Source organism: Knoellia sp. S7-12 (genome assembly GCF_040518285.1).
Lineage (GTDB): Bacteria > Actinomycetota > Actinomycetes > Actinomycetales > Dermatophilaceae > Knoellia.
Genome location: NZ_CP155449.1, coordinates 3,231,519 through 3,249,698 on the forward strand (window position 1 = coordinate 3,231,519; position 18,180 = coordinate 3,249,698).

At 67.9% G+C, this 18,180-nt stretch carries 14 protein-coding genes; 5 read left to right on the forward strand and 9 right to left on the reverse strand.

Annotated elements, in window-relative coordinates:
• Positions 1-3: 3 nt before the first annotated feature.
• Positions 4-543, forward strand: a complete 540-nt coding sequence (locus V6K52_RS15540) for a hypothetical protein (protein ID WP_353951026.1) — start codon at positions 4-6, stop codon at positions 541-543.
• A 67-nt stretch (positions 544-610) separates the two neighbouring features.
• Here the strand turns inward: V6K52_RS15540 and V6K52_RS15545 are convergent, their stop codons facing one another.
• Both V6K52_RS15545 and V6K52_RS15550 read right to left on the reverse strand, forming a co-directional pair.
• Entirely contained in the window at positions 611-1,291 is a 681-nt protein-coding gene (locus V6K52_RS15545) for an NUDIX domain-containing protein (protein WP_353951027.1), read from the reverse strand.
• Positions 1,288-2,445, reverse strand: coding sequence for a glycosyltransferase family 4 protein (locus V6K52_RS15550; protein ID WP_353951028.1), 1,158 nt, complete (start codon positions 2,443-2,445; stop codon positions 1,288-1,290). Before V6K52_RS15550 ends, V6K52_RS15545 begins: the two co-directional genes overlap by 4 nt.
• Positions 2,446-2,453: 8 nt before the next feature.
• On the opposite strand from V6K52_RS15550, the gene V6K52_RS15555 reads away from it, so the two are divergent.
• Together V6K52_RS15555 and V6K52_RS15560 are read left to right on the forward strand one after the other, a co-directional pair.
• Positions 2,454-3,323, forward strand: a complete 870-nt coding sequence (locus V6K52_RS15555; protein WP_353951029.1) for a PIG-L family deacetylase — start codon at positions 2,454-2,456, stop codon at positions 3,321-3,323.
• Complete coding sequence (locus tag V6K52_RS15560) at positions 3,320-4,384, forward strand: lysylphosphatidylglycerol synthase transmembrane domain-containing protein (protein WP_353951030.1); 1,065 nt, start codon at positions 3,320-3,322, stop codon at positions 4,382-4,384. The genes V6K52_RS15555 and V6K52_RS15560 overlap by 4 nt, the downstream gene beginning before the upstream one ends.
• Positions 4,385-4,487: 103 nt before the next feature.
• Here V6K52_RS15560 and asnB read toward each other — a convergent pair whose 3' ends face one another.
• From asnB to ppk2, 5 genes are all read right to left on the reverse strand, one after another.
• The gene (gene asnB, locus V6K52_RS15565) at positions 4,488-7,163 is read right to left on the reverse strand and encodes an asparagine synthase (glutamine-hydrolyzing) (RefSeq protein ID WP_353951031.1); all 2,676 of its coding nucleotides are present in this window, start codon (positions 7,161-7,163) and stop codon (positions 4,488-4,490) included.
• 64 nt (positions 7,164-7,227) lie between these two features.
• Positions 7,228-8,817, reverse strand: a complete 1,590-nt coding sequence (guaA, locus tag V6K52_RS15570) for a glutamine-hydrolyzing GMP synthase (protein WP_353951032.1) — start codon at positions 8,815-8,817, stop codon at positions 7,228-7,230.
• Between the two features lie 156 nt (positions 8,818-8,973).
• Complete coding sequence (locus V6K52_RS15575) at positions 8,974-9,309, reverse strand: DUF3817 domain-containing protein (RefSeq protein ID WP_353951033.1); 336 nt, start codon at positions 9,307-9,309, stop codon at positions 8,974-8,976.
• The gene (locus V6K52_RS15580; protein WP_353951034.1) at positions 9,299-10,081 is read right to left on the reverse strand and encodes an SURF1 family protein; all 783 of its coding nucleotides are present in this window, start codon (positions 10,079-10,081) and stop codon (positions 9,299-9,301) included. The genes V6K52_RS15575 and V6K52_RS15580 overlap by 11 nt, the downstream gene beginning before the upstream one ends.
• Positions 10,082-10,123: 42 nt before the next feature.
• The gene (gene ppk2 / locus V6K52_RS15585) at positions 10,124-11,014 is read right to left on the reverse strand and encodes a polyphosphate kinase 2 (RefSeq protein ID WP_353951035.1); all 891 of its coding nucleotides are present in this window, start codon (positions 11,012-11,014) and stop codon (positions 10,124-10,126) included.
• Positions 11,015-11,123: 109 nt separating this feature from the next.
• On the opposite strand from ppk2, the gene V6K52_RS15590 reads away from it, so the two are divergent.
• Together V6K52_RS15590 and V6K52_RS15595 are read left to right on the forward strand one after the other, a co-directional pair.
• A complete protein-coding gene (locus tag V6K52_RS15590) occupies positions 11,124-12,893 on the forward strand; it encodes an ABC transporter ATP-binding protein (RefSeq protein ID WP_353951036.1) in 1,770 nt (589 codons plus the stop codon).
• A gap of 3 nt (positions 12,894-12,896) precedes the next feature.
• Positions 12,897-14,690 carry an ABC transporter ATP-binding protein gene (locus tag V6K52_RS15595; RefSeq protein WP_353951037.1) on the forward strand — a complete coding sequence of 598 codons (1,794 nt, stop codon included), beginning with the start codon at positions 12,897-12,899 and terminating at the stop codon, positions 14,688-14,690.
• 6 nt (positions 14,691-14,696) lie between these two features.
• Here the strand turns inward: V6K52_RS15595 and V6K52_RS15600 are convergent, their stop codons facing one another.
• Both V6K52_RS15600 and V6K52_RS15605 read right to left on the reverse strand, forming a co-directional pair.
• Positions 14,697-16,541: a GMC family oxidoreductase gene (locus V6K52_RS15600; protein ID WP_353951038.1), complete on the reverse strand. Its 1,845-nt coding sequence runs from the start codon at positions 16,539-16,541 to the stop codon at positions 14,697-14,699.
• Positions 16,538-18,127, reverse strand: a complete 1,590-nt coding sequence (locus V6K52_RS15605) for a succinic semialdehyde dehydrogenase (protein WP_353951039.1) — start codon at positions 18,125-18,127, stop codon at positions 16,538-16,540. Before V6K52_RS15605 ends, V6K52_RS15600 begins: the two co-directional genes overlap by 4 nt.
• Between the last annotated feature and the right edge of the window lie 53 nt (positions 18,128-18,180).

The following is an 18,180-nucleotide window of genomic DNA, read 5'->3' on the forward strand; positions in this document are numbered from 1 at the left end:
CCCATGAGCCAGCAGGACGCAGCCAAGAACGATCCCACGCAGAACGACCCCACCCAGAACGACCCGACTCAGAGCGAGCCGACCCTGGACGACCCGACTCACAGAAAGCCCATCCAGAACGACGAGACCACCACCATCGAGACCCTTGGCGATGAGTCGGACACCGCGCCGACCAGCGCACTGCCCCTGTCCCACTCCCCCGAACCGGCACTCGTGCCGGCGTCGGAGCCGGTGTCCGGCATGGACTCCAGGCCCGTGGACCCCTCTCCCGCGCAGCCGTACGCGGCGACGGCAACGCATGCATCCCCGTATGCCGCGCGGTCGACGCACACGGCGGTGCCCGAGTTCAAGTCCGGCCCGGCTCCGACGACGTCCGTCTTCGGACTCCTGGGCCTGCTCACCGCGATCGCGGTGCTCGTCACGCAGGCCACCGATCTCGACATCCCCTGGGGTGTCGTGGGACCCGTCGCCGTCGTCGGCGCCGGCGTCCTGCTCGTCGTCCTCGGACTGGCGGGCCTGCGTGGTCAGCGATTCAGGGGATGAGCTGACCTCCACGCAGGTCACGTCCAGGCAGTAGGCGTCCACGCGAAAGGCAGAGATGTCACAGCGATCACGTGGACACGCCGGCGGCGGCGAGTGCTTCTGGGACCGAGCTCGCGAGCGGCAGGCTCGTGAGCTCGGTCTCGGGCATCCATCGTGCGGCCGAGGTCGAGCCCCCCACGTCAAGCACCACCGGGTCAGCCGGCTCGGGGCAGTGAGCGGTGTGGAACAGGCGGACCGCTTGGAAGTCCTCCACCCGCCCACTGGGCGCCCGTCCCACCCAGTGCCGTGTCATCACGGTGAGCAGCGCGACATCGACGACATGTTGGCCCGTCTCCTCGTGGACCTCGCGGACAACGGCGTCGGTCGGACCCTCGCCGGGATCGAGGCCGCCGCCGGGAAGGTTCCACAACCCCGCCGCATTGGTTCTGGCCGACAACTCGGTCATCAGGACGCCGCGGGAGCTGCGCACGACGGCATACGCCGCAATGCGCTGATATGGAACGGCATTCGCGACATCGCTCTCCGTCAGTCCATCGTCGTGTGCCACTGCAGCATCGACTCCACCGGGCGTCAACACACAGGTGTCCACGGCATAGGTGATCGTGAGGTTTTCGGATGTGCCACGCGTGGCTGACATCGGCCGACCAGACCAGCCGAGCGTCGCAAGCTCCGTCTCAGGATCGGCCCCATGGGCCAGGGCGAAGCGTGCGACCTCTCGATTCCCTTGCAGCGCAACGATTTCGATCACGATGCGCTCCGCTGGGCGCGTGCGTACTCAGCCAGCGTCGCCTCGACGACGCTCTCCCACGACTGCGTGGGCGGTGTGCCGAGGTTGTGTGCCCGAAGCTGCGCAAGTCCTCCGGGATCTCCCGCGAGCTGCGCGAGTCCGGTGGCGAGGTCGTCGTCAGAACCGCGGAGTATGCCGTTGCGCCCGTCGGTGACGAAGTCCTCCACTCCCGTGCCTCGCAGGGCAGCGATTGCCAGTCCGGCGGTGCGCGCCTCGAGCGCAGCGATACCGAAGGCCTCAAGGCGAGCGGTCGAGAGATAGATGTCGCTGCGCCTGTGCAGCTCACGCAGCTGCTCGCGGCTCACGCGCCCGGGCAGGTGGATCCAGTCGATGCCGTGCCGCTCGAGCTGTGCGGCGATGAGGCGGCGCTGAGGGCCATCGCCGACGAGCTGGGCTTCAAGCCGTGCGCCGGGCGCCGAACGATCGAGCTGCTCGCGAGCGGAGCGGAGGACGTCGATGAGGGCGCCCGGTCGCTTGCGGCGGACGAACCGCATGGCGCTGACGACCCGCACGACACCGTCGTCCGGGCGAGGCTCGCCAGTCTGGTCCGGTGGACGCCACTGACCGACGTCGACGCCGTTGCCCAGGACGTGCACGTCGGCGCCGCCGGCGATCCCGCTCACCCGCTCGGCCGCCATCGCCGACACGGCCGACAGAGCGACGCCTGCCTCACCCCACCGGCGAGCGTGTCCGAGCGCACGGAAGATCGGTGCGCTGCGATCGATGACGCAGTGCCAGGTCGCGGCCGTGGGCAGGCCTGCATCGACAGCCACGCCGATCATGTCCGTGGCAAACGGACTGACGACGCCCATGTGCCCGTGGACCACGTCGAAGCCACCGGACGTCAGCAGCTCGCGCACCTCGTCCTTGACGAACGGGTTGATCGGCGGCGCTCCGGGGATCGACAGGGGCAGGCGGTGCACGGTGACGCCCTCAGCAGCCACTTCGGTCGTGGCCGCCCGTGTGTCGCCCGGTGTGGCCGTCACGACCTCGACCTCGTGCCCGCCGGCGCTCAACCGGTGCGCGAGATCGTGCACCTGGACCTCGATACCACCGAGGCGAGGCACATAGCAGTCCGACAACAGGGCGACCTTCACGAGCGACCAGCCTGCCATGCGTCAGGATGGTCGCGATGACACGCACGCTCGTGGCCTTCCACGCCCACCCCGATGACGAGGCACTCCTCACCTCCGGCACGATGGCCAAGGCCGCTGCCGCAGGGCACCGAGTCGTGCTCGTCATCGCCACCGACGGCGCTCTCGGGCTCGCCTCCGACGACTTCAAGGGCACGGGCTCCACGGACGAATTCGGGCTGGCCGACGTCCGCCTCGCGGAAGCCCGCGAGTCCGCCCATGCTCTGGGTGTGGCCCGGGTCGAGTGGTTGGGCTACGCCGACTCCGGTCATGGGGGCCCCATCCCCGCCGACCCTCCCGGACAGATGCGTTTCTGCCGCGCTCCGCTCGAGGAGGCCGCCGAGCGCCTCGCCGCCGTGCTGCGCACCGAACGCGCCGACGTGCTCCTCACCTACGACGCGCAGGGCGGCTACGGACACCGGGACCACGTGCGGGTCCACGAGGTCGGGGCGCGGGCAGCCGAGATCGCTCGCTCGCTTTCGAGCTCTGTGACTCCCCGGGTGCTCGAGGCCACGGTCCCCCGCGACACGATCGCCCGAGCTGTGCGCCTCGTCGGCAAGGTCTATCACTACCCCGACGAGTTCGACCCCACCGTCTTCGAGCGCAGCTACACCGCCCGCGCCGACATCACCCACCGCATCAACGTCCGTCGTCAGGCGGGCGCCAAGAGGGCGTCCATGCGGGCCCACGCATCCCAGGCGTCGAGCAACGGCGGCGACCGAACCCTTGCCGCGTTCCTGCGCATCCCCCGCCCCGCCTACGACCTGGTCTTCGGGCGCGAGTGGTTCCGCGACCCGACCGTGACGACCTCGGGCGACACGGCCGGCATACGCACCGACATCTTCGAAGGACTTCCGTGAGCACGCGCACCAAGCAGATCATCCGAGCCGTCGTCGGGCTGGGGCTCGCTGTCGCCCTGCTCGGTTGGGGCTTCCCGATCTTCGCCGACACCACGTGGGGCGAGATCTTCGACCACGTCCAGGCCGTCCCCTGGTGGCATGCCTTTGGCTTCCTCGGGCTCGTCCTCCTCGGACTGGGGAGCTACACGTTCACGTTCACCGGATCCCTCCCCGGCCTGAGCCAGTGGCGCGCGTTCATCGTCAACATCTGCGGCTCCTCGGTGAGCAACCTGCTCCCGGGCGGCGGCGCTGTGGGTCTCGCGGCGACCTATACGATCCTGCGGTCCTGGGGCTTTAAGAACCGCGATGTCTCGACGTCCGCGATCGTGACTGGTGTGTGGAACACGCTCGCCAGGATTGCTCTTCCCATCGTCGCGATCATCATGCTGTGGGTCGGCAACGACGGACTGCCCGGGGCGCTGACGAGTGCAGCCTTCGCCGCCACCCTCTCGGGCCTGACGATCTTCGGGATCTTCGTCGCGATCCTGGCCAGCGAGAAAGCAGCCCAGACCATTGGGCGCGGTCTCGACAAACTGATCGCGCCGCTGATGCGTCGCCGCAAGCGCACGATGAGCATCGATGCGCTCGTCCACGACATGCGCCTGCGGATCAACGAAGTCGTCCGCCACGGCTGGGTGTCCATGACGCTGGGAATGGTCGGCTTCTTCGGTTTCTACTTCGTGCTGTTCTGGCTGATCATGCACTCGGTCGGTGTGTTCCTGCCGATGGGGATCTTGTTCGCCGCGTTTGCCATCGGTCGGTTGATCACGGCGGTCGGCATCACGCCCGGGGGCGTCGGTCTCACCGAGTCGGCAACCGTCGTCGCGCTCGTCGGGTGGGGCGCAGACACAGCTGGTGCAGGCGCCGGGGTGTTCCTGTTCTCGATCTTCACTCACCTCATGGAAGTGCCGCTCGGCGCCCTTGGCTGGCTCGTCTGGTCCACGAGTCCCCGCGTCAAGGACGCCACCGGCGAGGACGAAGACCAAGACCCGATCGACGAGACCACCCCCGCCACCGCCTAAACCCCCGACTTATTGCGCAATCCGTCCAAACTGCCGACTTATTGCGCAAAGCGTCGGTGCTCGCTGGGCTCGCATCCGACGCTTTGCGCAATAAGTCGGGTCCTCAGTCCTGGATGAAGACGAGCGCCATCGGGGTCTGCTCACTGCCCTGACCCAACGGGTTGTCGGCGAACATCTCCTCGAACCGCGCCTTGTCGTCCGGCACGTCGCTGCCAAGAACATTGCGACCGATGTCGTTGGCGTCCATGACGATCGTCCCGGCGAACGACTCCCTGTATGCCGCGGGCACCCGAGCGCGGATCCCTGCGGACAGCCGTGCGGCCACCTCGTCGGGGTCCTTGGGTGCGAGCTTGGCGGAGACGTTGGACGGGTACGCGCTGTATTCGGTCGGGCCGTCGATGGCAGCGATATCGTTGCCGACGAGCTCATAGAAGAGACCCTTGCGGCCGATGACCTTGCCCACGGCGCCGCCAGCAGCGGCATACAGAACGCGGGAAAGCCCGGCCTCCTCGATGGCGAGCTGCATCGTGAACGGTGACCCGAGGCCGATTCCGGCAGGGGTGCGGGTGACGTACTTGGACAGGACGCGGGCGGGCTTGCCGACCTTGATGTCCCAGATGAAGTACGACCGGCCTTGCGTGATGGCGATGATCTTCTCGGAGATGAAGAGGTACCAACGGCCCGTGGTCGCGGCCCCGTGCTCGGGACCGGCGCCCGGCAACGCCGAGAAGAACTCGTCCAGCCGGGGCAGCACCTTGGCGTCGAGGTCATCACCCTCGGCGAACAGCTCGGTGCGCAACGGATAGCGGCGCACGGTCTCGCCTCGCTCGGTGGTGATGTCGAGGACCTTGCCGGAGTTGGGCTGGACGTCGTCCTTGGGCGCAGCCTGCGCCGTGGCCTTGTCGACCTGGGGCGCCTCGTCGAAGTACTCCTGCAGCCACAGTTCGAGGTTGATGAACCGCCAGAACATCATCGTGTCGGCGTTGTTGCTGCCCTTGATCCAGCCCTCGAAAGCGTGAAGCACCTCGGTCTGGCTGAAGTAGGGACGGTTCGCGAACGACTCGCTGAGGAAGATCGAGTAGAAGTGGTTCTTGAGCCGCATGAACCACTCGGCCTGCGGCGTCGTGAAGCCAATCTTGTTGCGGCGACGGTTGATTGACTCGGGCAACACGCCCCGGGTCGCGTCACGAAGGATGCGCTTGTTCCAGCCGTCCTTGATGATCGCCTCGTCGGTCAGGCTGAAGATGAACTTCACGACCTCCTTGTCGAGGAACGGCACGCGCCCCTCGAGACTGAAGCGCATCGTGTTCTTGTCCTCGTAACGCAGCAGGCTCGGGAGGCTGTTGTGGAACAGGTCCTGGATGAGCCGCTTCTTGAGGTTGCTCTGCTCGACCGGGAAGCGCTCGTCGGTGTAGCGCGACACGAACTGCGAGTTCATGAGCGAGGTGACCGGCACATCCTTGCGGCCCTTGAGCTTGGCCCTGACCTTGAAGCGTCCGAGGCGATAGAGCACGTCGAGCGACTTGCTCAGCTCGGCGGCGGCCACCTTGGCACCCTGGGCGCGCAGCTGGCGCAGATAGACGGCGTAGTAGGGGATGTAACCGGCCATCATCTCGTCGGCGCCCTGGCCGTCGAGAAGGACGGTGACGTGCTGGGTGGCCTTGCGCATCACCTGGAACTGCGCATAGGGACCACTCGAGATGAGCGGCTCCTCCTGGGTGCGGATGAAGTCGCGCAGGTCGGCCTTGAACTCCTCGGGCTTGGGGAGGATCTTGTGCCCGTCGACGTGCCCCTCGCAGATCTCGAGGACCTCGTCGACGTACTTCTCCTCATCGTTGATCGAGTTCGGGAAGACGGCACTGAAGGTGTTCTGCCGCACGCCAACCGACTGCGTGCGCTCGTCACCCTCGTTGATCAGCTGGTTGATGATGACGGCGACGGCCGAGCTGTCGAGCCCGCCCGAGAGCGACGTGCCGACGGGCACCTCGGACTGCAGGCGCAGGCGGATGGACTCGACCAGGCGCGCCTTGTATTCGGCAGCGGCCGCGTCGTCATAGGGACGCTGTTCCAGTGCCAGCTCGGCCAGCTCTTCACGCAGACGCGTGAACATGCTTCGGCGTATGCCGTTCGCATCCGCTTGGAGCATCTCTCCCGGTTGCAGCCGCTCGATGCCGTCGAAGAACGTCTCTGTCCCGTCCTCGTGGGCGCGGAACTTGAGGTAGCGGTAGATCGACCGCTCGTTGGGCTTCTTCTCGTAGAGGCCGCTGGCGAGGATCGGGCGGATCTCGCTGGCGAACATGAGCGCCTCGGGGCCAGAGCCGCCCTCGGAAGCCGGCACACGGCATACATAGACCGGTTTGATCCCGAAGTGGTCGCGCGCCAAGGTGAGCCGCTGCTCGTCACGGTCCCAGATCGCGAGGCCGAACATGCCGTTGAAGCGATCGAACGCCTCGCCACCCCACTGCGCGAACGCCTGGAGGACGACCTCGGTGTCGCTGTCGGTCTCGAACGTGCGGCCGAGGCCCTCGAGCTCCGCGCGCAGGTCGAGGTAGTTGTAGACCTCACCGTTGTAGGCGATCGTGTAGCGCCCACCATCGGTGGCCATCGGCTGCTGACCGTGAGCACGGTCGATGATCGAGAGGCGACGGTGCGCGAGGCCGCAGGGTCCGTCGACAAAGACGCCCTCACCGTCGGGGCCGCGGTGCTCCATGCAGTCGTTCATCGTGCCCAGGAGTGCCTCGTTGGCGCTCAGGCCGTAGTAGCCGGCGATGCCACACATGTATGGGGGTCCTCAGATCTGTTCAGGGGTACCGGTCAAGCCTGCCACAGGGCGGACGAGAGTCTCACTCCCACTCGATCGTGCCCGGCGGCTTGCTCGTGACATCGAGCACGACCCGGTTGACCTCGGGCACCTCGTTGGTGATGCGGGTCGAGATCTTGGCGAGCACGTCGTAGGGCACGCGCGTCCAGTCGGCCGTCATGGCGTCCTCGGACGAGACGGGCCGCAGCACGACGGGGTGGCCATAGGTGCGGCCGTCGCCCTGGACACCGACGGAGCGGACGTCGGCGAGCAGCACGACCGGGCACTGCCAGATGTCGCGGTCGAGGCCGGCCGAGGACAGCTCGGCGCGGGCGATCTGGTCGGCGGCGCGCAGGATCTCGAGGCGCTCACCGGTGACCTCACCGACGATCCGGATGCCGAGACCGGGGCCTGGGAACGGCTGGCGCCACACGATCTCGTCGGGCACCCCGAGCTCGAGACCCACCTGGCGCACCTCGTCCTTGAAGAGCAGACGCAGCGGCTCGACGAGCTTGAACTGGAGGTCGTCAGGGAGCCCACCGACGTTGTGGTGCGACTTGATGTTGGCCGCACCGGTGCCGCCACCGGACTCGACGACGTCCGGATAGAGCGTGCCCTGGACGAGGAACTCGACCGGGTGACCGTCGCTCTCGGCGGAACCGACGACGTCGCGGGCGGCCTGCTCGAAGACGCGGATGAACTCGCGGCCGATGATCTTGCGCTTCTCCTCGGGGTCCGAGACGCCCGCCAGCGCACCCAGGAACTGGTCCTTGGCATCGACAGTGATGAGGTCGACCCCGGTCGCGTCCACGAAGTCCTTCTGGACCTGCTCGGCCTCGCCGGAACGCAGCAGTCCGTGGTCGACGAAGACACAGGTCAGCTGGTCGCCGACGGCCCGCTGGACCAGCGCTGCTGCCACGGACGAGTCGACGCCACCGGAGAGGGCGCACAGGACGCGCTTGTCGCCGACGGTCTCCTTGACCTGCTCGACCAGGGACTCGACGACGTTGTGCGCCGTCCACTCGCCGGCGAGCCCGGCGCCACGCAGGAGGAAGTTCTCGAGCACCCGCTGCCCGAAGGTCGAGTGCATGACCTCGGGGTGCCACTGCACGCCATAGAGACGACGCTCGTCGTCCTCGAAGGCCGCGACCGGTGCACCGGACGTCGTTGCCGTGACGCGCATCCCCTCAGGGGCGGCCGTGGCGGAGTCACCGTGGCTCATCCACACCGACTGGTCACCGGGCTGGCCGTTGAACAGGGTCGACGTCGAGTCGGAGATCTGCGCCGGGGTCGAGCCGTACTCGCTCAGACCGGTCTTCTCGACCGTGCCCCCAAGCGCCTTGACCATGGCCTGGAAGCCGTAGCACATGCCGAACACCGGGACACCGGCCTCGAGCAGGGCCGGGTCGAGGGTGGGTGCACCCTCGGCATAGACCGAGCTCGGTCCGCCGGACAGGATGATCGCGGCCGGCTGCTTCGCGAGCAGCTCGGCGGCAGGCATCGTCGAGGGGACGACCTCGCTGAAGACATTGGCCTCACGCACGCGCCGGGCGATGAGCTGCGCGTACTGGGCGCCGAAGTCGACGACGATGACGGGGCGCTCGGACAAGTGGGGGATTTCGCTCACCCGCACAGGCTACCGGCGGCCACGGCGCGCATTTCACGCCGTGGGCCGCCGGTGATCAGAGCCTCAGTGCCAGGGGCTCAGCGCCGACTCCAGAGGGTGTTGACCTCGCTGGCCTCGACGGAGTCCGGGTCAGACCAAGGTCAGGGTCACGTCAGCATCGGGTCAGCGCCCGGCAAGGCGTCCCTCGACCTCGCCCGCGACCTTGCGCTCCACCCAGAACGACAGGAACGGCACACATCCGGCGAGCATGACACCGACCATCTTGGGCAGCGACCAGCCCACCTTGAAGCCGAGATTGGTGGTGGCGACGAGATAGACCATGTAGATGAAGCCGTGGGGCTGCGGCCACCAGTGCAGCGGGTTCTGCTCGCCCTTCATCGACGTGGCCCTCTCGAGGATTATCTCGACCACGAGCACGAGCAGACCGATGCCGACGATGAACGCCATGACCTTGAAGAAGGTCAGCGCCTTGCGCGCGGCTGCCTCGTCACGGATCACGCCTTGCTTCTTGCTCGTCTGGTTCGTCTGAGTCACGCCCACCATTGTCCCCTGCCTCCTCCACGTCGTGGCGCACGGTCCTCCACCAGAGATAGAGAGCGAAGATCGCAAAGACCCACCACTGCAGTGCGTATGCCGCGTTGCGCCACTTGAATCCCGTCTCACCTGTCGGGGTGGGCACCCTTGCCATCGATCCCAGCGCGGTCGCCGACGGGGCCGGCGTCTCGCTCTGCTGGAAGACGAACGCGTTGTAGAGGTCCCCGGGCCAACGGCCCACGAGAACGGACGTGTCGATCGAGCCGAGCTGACCCTCGGGAGGTGGCGCACCGGCATACGGGGACTCCGGCGGAGCCAGCCCACCCGTGACGGTGACGGTTCCGCGCGGGACGGGAGGCGCGTCGTCGGGTGCGGTGACGTAGCCCCGCAGGACCGGGAGCGTGGCCCCCGTCGCCGAGACCTTGAGCGGCGCGACGACCCAGAAGCCGGTGCGTCCGTCGAGGCGCCGGCCGGCCACGATGACCTGGTCGGTGCCGAACTCACCGGTGGCCGAGACGGGACGCGTGCTCAGGTTGTTGGGGAAGTCGATGTGCGGCCGCAGCACCGTCTCGACGGCGACCGGCTGCTGCACCCGCGCCTTCTCGAGCGACTCGCGCAGGGCCTCGTCCTCGGCGACGCCGAGCTGCCAGCGGCCGAGCTGGATGAAGGCGATGACGATGAGCAGGGCGACCACGAGCAACCCGAGGTGGCGAGGCTTGAGGGCGGAGCGGAGCACTGAATGAGCGTAGTCGCGGCCTGCGCACGGGCGACTCCCGGCTCAGTCGCCCTCGGTCTTCTTGCCTCGGGAGACGACCTTCTTGTCAGGTGCGTAGACGACCTCGGAGTCCCTGTCCGTGTAGTCGAACTGGTTGAGGAAGAAGCGGATGGCGTTGATCCGGCCGCGCTTCTTGTCGTTGGACTTGATGACCGTCCACGGCGCGTGCTTGGTGTCAGTGCGCTCGAACATCGCCTCTTTGGCCGCGGTGTAGGCGTCCCACTTGTCGAGGCTCTCGAGGTCCATCGGCGAGAGCTTCCACCGGCGCACGGGGTCGATCTGGCGGATGGCGAAGCGGGTGCGCTGCTCCTGCTGGGTCACGGAGAACCAGAGCTTCGTCACGTGGACCCCGGACTCGGCGAGCATGCGCTCGACTCGAGGCGCCTGGTTCATGAAGGCTTCGTATTCGTCGTCGCTGCAAAAGCCCATGACCCGCTCGACGCCGGCGCGGTTGTACCAGGACCGGTCGAACAGGACGATCTCGCCGCTCGTCGGAAGGTGCGGGATGTAGCGCTGGAAGTACCACTGTCCTGACTCGCGGTCACTGGGTTTGGTGAGCGCCACGACCCGCGCACCACGGGGGTTGAGGTGCTCGGTGAATCGCTTGATCGTCCCGCCCTTGCCGGCCGCGTCCCGCCCCTCGAAGAGGACGACGAACTTCTGCCCGGTGTCCTGCGCCCAGTACTGGAACTTGAGCAGCTCGATCTGGAGGAGGTACTTCTCCACGTCGTAGCCGTTGCGCTCCATGAGCTCGTCGTAGGGGTAGTTCTCGCGCCACGTCTCGACGGCCTTGCCATCGGGTGCGATGAGGGTCGGGTCGTCGCCCTGGTCGTCGCGAACGGTGTAGCCCTCGACCATGAGTTGGTCGATGTACTCACGAAGGTTCTGCTGCATGGCGCATGGATAACAGGCCAAGGTGACGAGCAGATGGACCATGAGCGGACGATCGGCGCGCAAAACTCGGTGGCCCGGTCCCGGCTCGGCCTCCTACGCTGGAGGTGCGATGCCGATCAAGACCTGGCCCTACGCCCTCGAGGCCGATGCCACTCCCCCGACCAGCGCCGACCGCTTCCTGTTGTGGCTGGTTCGGCGCCAGTGGCGAACCGTCGCAGCGGGAGCCGCGTTCGGCATCCCGTGGATGCTCTCAATCGCGCTCGTGCCAGCCGCGATTGGCAAGGCGATCGACGACGGACTCATCGCCCGTGACGGTCAGGCCCTGCTGCTCTGGGCTGGCGTCATCCTCGGCATGGGTCTCATCAGTGCTGCGACGACGAACCTGCGGCACTGGTACGCGGTGAGCAACTGGCTCTTCGCGGCCTTTCGCGCGGCCATCGTCACCGAGCGCGCGGTGCGTCGGGCCGGCCCCGCGCTGACACGGGACAAGCCTGCGGGTGAGGTGCTGACGGCCTTCGCCAACGACTTCTGGAAGCTCGGCATGGTCTTTGACGTGTCGGCGCGGTTCGCCGGGGCGATCATCAGCTTCATCGTCGTCTCGATCATCCTGCTGCAGGGCTCGCTGATGCTCGGACTCGTCATGCTCATCGGCGGCCCCTTGCTGCTCGCGTCACTGTCGTTCGTCATGCGCCCGCTCCAGAAGCGACAGGCGGCACAGCGTGAGGAGTCGGGCCAGCTCACGGCGCTCGGCGCCGACACCGTGACTGGGCTTCGTGTCCTGCGCGGCGTCGGTGGCGAAGAGAACTTCCTGGACCGGTATGCCGCACAGTCCAGTCGCGTGCGCGACGCAGGTGTGCGGTTGTCGGGTGTGCAGGCGTTGCTCGACGCGGCCCAAGTGCTGCTGCCCGGCGTCTTTGTCGTGGTCGTGACGGGCCTGGGCGCCCACCTTGCGGTGGCCGGTGAGATCACGCCGGGCGAGCTCGTGGCGTTCTATGGCTACACCGCGTTCCTCACGATGCCCCTGCGGACGGCGACCGAGTTCGTCAACAAACTCATCACGTCACGGGTCATGGCCGGGCGCCTCGTCTCGATCCTCGCGGCCCAGCCCGACCACCCGTCCCGAACTCGCCAATTCCTCCCCTCCGGGACGGACACGCCGGTCCCCAACGGGGGAATTGGCGAGTTCGGGACGGGAGGAGTCCTCGTGGACCCGGTGTCGGGCGTGCGGATCGAGGCGGGTGTCCTCACCGCCATCGTCTCGGCCCGCCCCGAGGAGACCGCCGACATCGCCGCTCGCCTGGGCCGCACCACTGCCGGTAGCCACGGGGTTCTCTGGGGTGGGGTCGGCATCGACGACCTGCCGATCGAGGAGGTGCGCCGCAGCATCGTCGTGTCGCAGTCCGACCCACACCTCTTCAGCGGTCCGGTCCGGCGTGAGCTCGGTGCCGACTTCACCCAAGGAGCCGACGACGACGCCCTCCTCGCAGCGCTGCACACGGCCGACGCCTCCGACGCTGTCGACTCGATCGACGGCGGCCTCGACGGCGAACTCGAGGAGCGAGGTCGCTCGCTCTCCGGCGGCCAACGCCAGCGTCTGGCCCTGGCCCGGGCGCTCCTGCGCGACCCCGAGGTGCTCATCCTCGTGGAGCCGACAAGTGCCGTCGACGCTCACACCGAGGCCCGCATCGCCGAGCGAATCCCCAAGCACCGCAGCGGTTCCACGACGGTCCTGGTCACGGCCAGCCCGCTGCTACTCGACCGGGCCGACACAGTCCTCGTCGTCGAGGACGGCATCGTGACCACCCACGGAACGCACCACGACCTTGTCCGCAACAACCCGGCATACCGACGCACCGTCCTGCGCGGAGAGGGGGACTGAACGATGACCCCGATCCTCGAACAACTCGGCGACACCGACCACGCCAAGCGCTCGCTCCCCATTGCGAGCCGTCAGACGGTCATCGCCCACACCCGCGTGCTCCTGCGCGACCACCGCCGACCCCTCTTCTGGGTCCTCGGGCTGCACGGTCTCGCCGCACTCGTCGGCCTCGTCGGGCCGTGGGTCGTCGGTCAGATCGTCCAGGAGATCACGCAGGACGGGCCCGCGCGTGCCAGCCTGCGACGCATCGACATCCTCATCGCCGTGCTCGTCACGGCGATCCTGGCGCAGGCGGTGCTGACCTGGCTCGCCCGCCGGGCCGCGTTCATCCTCTCCGAGCATGTGTTCGCGCGACTGCGTGAGGACTTCGTCCGCGATGCCGTCCGCCTGCCGCTGTCGACCCTCGAACGTGCCGGCACGGGCGACCTCGTGGCCCGCACGACCAATGACATCGAGGCGATGACCCACGTCATCCGCTTCGGCATCCCCGCCATCGTCGTGTCCGTCATGACGGTCACGGCCACCGTCATTGCAGCGATCGCGACATCGCCTCTGGCGGCCCTCGCCCTGCTCACTCCCCTGTTCCTCCATATCCCCTCGAGCGTCTGGTACCTCAAGCGCGCCGGTCGCGTCTACCTCTGGGAGCACGCGGCCTATGCCCGGCTGAATTCCGTTGGGGCAGAGACCATCGAGGGTCTGCGGACGATGGACAATCTGAGCCTGAGCGAGGGGCGGCGCGAGCGTTTCGACGAGGCTCTCGCCGAGGCGGGGCGCGCCGAACGGGTCGGCGTGAGCCTGCGACTGCGCTGGTTCCCGTGGCTCGAGATCGGCTTCTTCCTCCCCATCGCTGTCTCGGTGCTGTGGGGCGGTTGGCTCGCCTGGAACGGCCACATCTCCATCGGTGCGGCGACCGCGGTGACGCTCTACATCCAGCAGATGCTCGACCCGCTCGGTGACCTCATCAGCTGGCTCGACGAGATCCAGTTCGCGGCGACGTCGCTGTCCCGGGTGCTCGGTGTCGGGGAGGTCCCGCCCGACCGGGTGGCGACAGGTGAGCAGCCCCGCGGCGAGACCATCGAGGTCGAGGACGTCCGCTACTCCTATCGCGAGGGCAAGGACGTGCTCCACGGCGTCAGTCTGACGTTGCAGCCCGGTGAACGACTCGCCATTGTCGGCCCCTCCGGCGCGGGCAAGTCGACTCTCGGTCGCCTCATGGCCGGGATCGACGGCCCTCGCACCGGCCGGGTCACCGTCGGTGGCGTCCCACTCGTCGACCTCACCCTGTCGACCCTGCGCGGCGCGGTCGCCCTCGTCACCCAGGAGCACCACGTCTTCGTGGGCACCGTCGGCGAGAACCTGCGCCTTCCGCGGCCGACCGCCTCCGACGACGACGTGTATGCCGCCCTCTCGGCTGTCGATGCCGCCGCCTGGGTCCGGGCGTTGCCGAGTGGTCTCGAGACGACCGTGGGATCGGGTGGACACCCGCTCACCGAGGGCCAGGCGCAGCAGCTGGCGCTGGCCCGGCTCGTCCTCGCCGACCCCCACACCCTCGTGCTCGACGAGGCGACGTCACTGCTCGACCCGCGCGCGGCCCGCCACCTCGAGCATTCGCTCGCCGCGGTGACCCAGGGACGCACGGTGGTCGCGATCGCACACCGCCTGCACACGGCATACGACGCGGATCGGGTCTGTGTCGTCGAAGACGGACGGATCAGTGAGCTCGGCACGCACGACGAGCTCATCGCGCGTGATGGTGCCTACGCCGCGCTCTGGCGGGCCTGGCGGGATGAAGACTGAGAAGGATCAGACGGGGCGCAGGGCGGAGATCCCGAGGTCGCCGGTGTTGTCGACACGGTGGATCTCGCGCACCGCAGGGTTGTGAGCGGCCACCGCATCGATGCGTCGATAGGACTCTCCCTGCGCGGGACGACGGTCCACCTCACCCTTGTTGGGCCACAACGACATCGCCCGCTCGGCCTGCGCCGTGATCGTCAGCGACGGATTGACGCCGAGGTTGGCGGACACGGCTGACCCGTCCGTGACAGAGATGCCGGGGTGTCCCCAGAGCCGGTGATAGGCGTCAATGACACCCGTCTCAGGACTGTCACTGATCGCCACGCCACCCAGGAAATGTGCGGTCAGAGGCACGTCGAACACCTCGCCCCAGGTGCCGCCAGCGATCGTGTATTCACCAGTGAGCTTCTGGAGCCGCTCCGCAACCGCGAGCATCGACTCGTGACCGGCCTTGATGTAGGTCGGGTTCGGCTCGCCATGCCCCTGCTGCGAGGTGAGCCCGCGGCGACCGAAAAGCCCTCGACGACCCGACACCCGTAGTGAGTTGTCCCGGGACTGCATGACGAGCCCGATGACGGTGCGCTCACTCCATCGCCGCGTCATCGGGAACTGCTTGAGCAACGCCTGAGGCTCGCGCACCAGCTCGCGGAGGAACTCGACCGGTCGCGGTCGGCCGGTGTTGCCCGGCACGAGCAGCGTCGAGAGCAGGCCCATCACGTTGGACCCCGGCCCGTAGCGGACGTTCTCGACGTGGGTGTCCGCATCGGGGTGGAACGACGACGTGATGGCGATGCCGTCGGAGAGCGCCGCCTCGTCGCTCACGTGCTCCGTCATCGCACCGAGCAACGCCTCGCTGTTGGTGCGCGTCAGGTGGCCCAGCCGGTTGGAGATCTGCGGCAGTTCACCCTCGTCGCGCATCGCGTGCAGCAGAGTCTGCGTGCCCCAAGTGCCGGCCGCCACGATGACGTGCTTGGCCGTGATGACCCGCGCGTCCTTGCCGGCCAACGGCCCGGTCTGCTCGTGCAGCACCCGATAAATCTTGTCTTCAGAACCTTCGGCGTATGCCGGCCCACGCAGAGCGTGGGACCCGCGCGCGCCTTCCGCGCCCGGCACGACTCCCAGACGGGTCACGGTCCGCAGCGGCTCGATGACCACACCGAGGCCCTCGGCGAGGTGGAGGTAGTTCTTGCGCAGGGTGTTCTTGGCGCCGTGGCGGCAGCCGACCATGCAGTTGCCGCACTCGATGCAGCCGCGACGCCTGGGGCCAGCGCCACCGAAGTAGGGGTCCTCGACCTCGACGCCGGGCTTGCCGAAGAAGACGCCGACCGGGGTCTTGCGGAAGGTCTCGGGCACCCCCATGTCGTCAGCGACGTCGCGCCAGATCTGCTCGACCGGACCCTCGCAGGGGTTCTCGACGACGCCGAGCATCGCCGAGGCCGTCTCGTAGTGAGGGGCCAGCTCGTCGTGCCAGTCGGTGATGTGACCCCACTGCTGGTCGCGGAAGAACGGCTCCGGCGGCACATAGAGGGTGTTGGCGTAGTTGAGCGAGCCACCGCCCACACCGGCCCCCGCGAGGATCATGACGTCGGGCAGCTTGTGCACCCGCTGGATGCCATAGAGACCGAGGGCCGGCGCCCACAGGTAGTTGCGCAGGTCCCACGAGGTCTTGGCAAAGTCCTCGTCCTCGAAGCGGCGACCCGCCTCGAGCATGTGGACGGAGTAGCCCTTCTCGGCGAGCCGCAGTGCCGCGACCGAGCCGCCGAAGCCGGTGCCGATGACCACGACATCGACGTCGACCTCAGCAGCGGCCTCGACATCGACGTCATCGTTGACGTCGAGAGGTGCGGAAGTCACTTCAGGCCCAGCGCCTTCATCGCGCGCAGGGCGACCGTCATCCCTTGGGCGTACCTGCCCTCGGGCACACCGGGCAGCCCACCGAAACCGACGAGGTGCTGGGCGGTGACGTTCTGGGTCTCGGTGTACTTGACGATGCCCTCGCGACCGTGGCGACGGCCGATGCCTGAAGCCTTCATCCCGCCCATGGGCGCGCCGACGCTGGCCCAGGCCGCGGCGTACCCGTCGTTGATGTTGACCGTGCCGGTGCTGATCTGTGCGGCGATCCGACGACCGCGACGCACGTCGCGGGTCCACACGGAGGAGTTGAGGCCGTACTCGGTGTCGTTGGCCAACGCGATGGCCTCTTCATCGGAGCCGACCTCATAGACCGACACGACCGGGCCGAACGTCTCGCCGTCGCGGCAGACCATGGCCTCCGTGACGCCGGTGAGGACGGTCGGCTCGTAGACGAACGGACCGACGTCCGGGCGCGCCTGACCACCCGTGAGCACGATGGCACCGTGCGCGCGGGCATCCTCGACGTGCTGGGTCACGGTGTCGAGTTGGCTCTGACCGACAAGCGAACCCATGTCGTTGCCGTAGGCGAGCTCGGTGCCGAGTTTCATCGCCTCGACCGCCTCGACGAACCTGGTGACGAACTCACCGAAGATGTCACGGTGGACGAGGAGGCGCTCCGCGCTGATGCAGAGCTGCCCGGCAGAGGCGAAGCACGCTCGCACCGCTCCCGCGACGGCCCGCGAGATGTCGGCATCCGCCGCGACATACATGGAGTTCTTGCCCCCGAGCTCGAGGCTGAAGCCGACGAGCCTCTTGGCCGCGGCCTCGCCCACGGTGCGCCCGGTGGGTGTCGAGCCGGTGTAGCAGACGTAGTCGGCCTGGTCGACGATCGCCTGGCCGGTCGAGCCGCCCGGGCCGAGAACGACCTGGAAGACGCCCTCGGGCAGCCCCGCCTCGATCAGCAGCTCGTGACCCGCGAGGGCCGTGAGCGACGACTTCTGGTCGGGACGAAGGACGACCGCGTTGCCCGCCATGAGGGCCGGAAGCGCATCAGTGATCGACAGGCTCAACGGATAGTTCCAGGGTGACACGATGCCGACGACACCCTTGGGACGATGGCTGACGACGGTCTGTGACAGCACCGGGATCCCGCCCTGGACGTGCGAATCCTTGAGGTATGCCGCCGACGCTCGGGCGTAGTGCCGGGCGACCATCGCGCAGTCGGCGACCTCCTCGAAGGCGTGGCTGCGGGCCTTGCCGGACTCGAGCTGGATGAGGTCGAGCAGTTCGACCTGTCGCTCGAGCACGAGGTCGTGGAAGCGCAGGAGCACCTGGGCGCGACGGTCGATGCTGAGTCTGGCCCAGACGCGCTGCGCGGACCGCGCGGTGCCGATGGCGACCGCGACGTCCTCGGGCGTCGAGACCGGGAGCGACGCGAGTGGCGCCCCGGTCATCGGCGTGTGGCTCAGGTGCTGTTTGGCCCCCGGTCCGGCGACGACGCGCCGGGCGAGCTCACGCGCACGGGTCGGGTCCACGGCATACGTGGCGGTGGGGTCCAGCTCAGGGTCGGCGATGACATCGGTCATTACCTGAGAGTAACCAACAGAACCGGCCGCCAACAGAGGGTGTGACTCAGTCG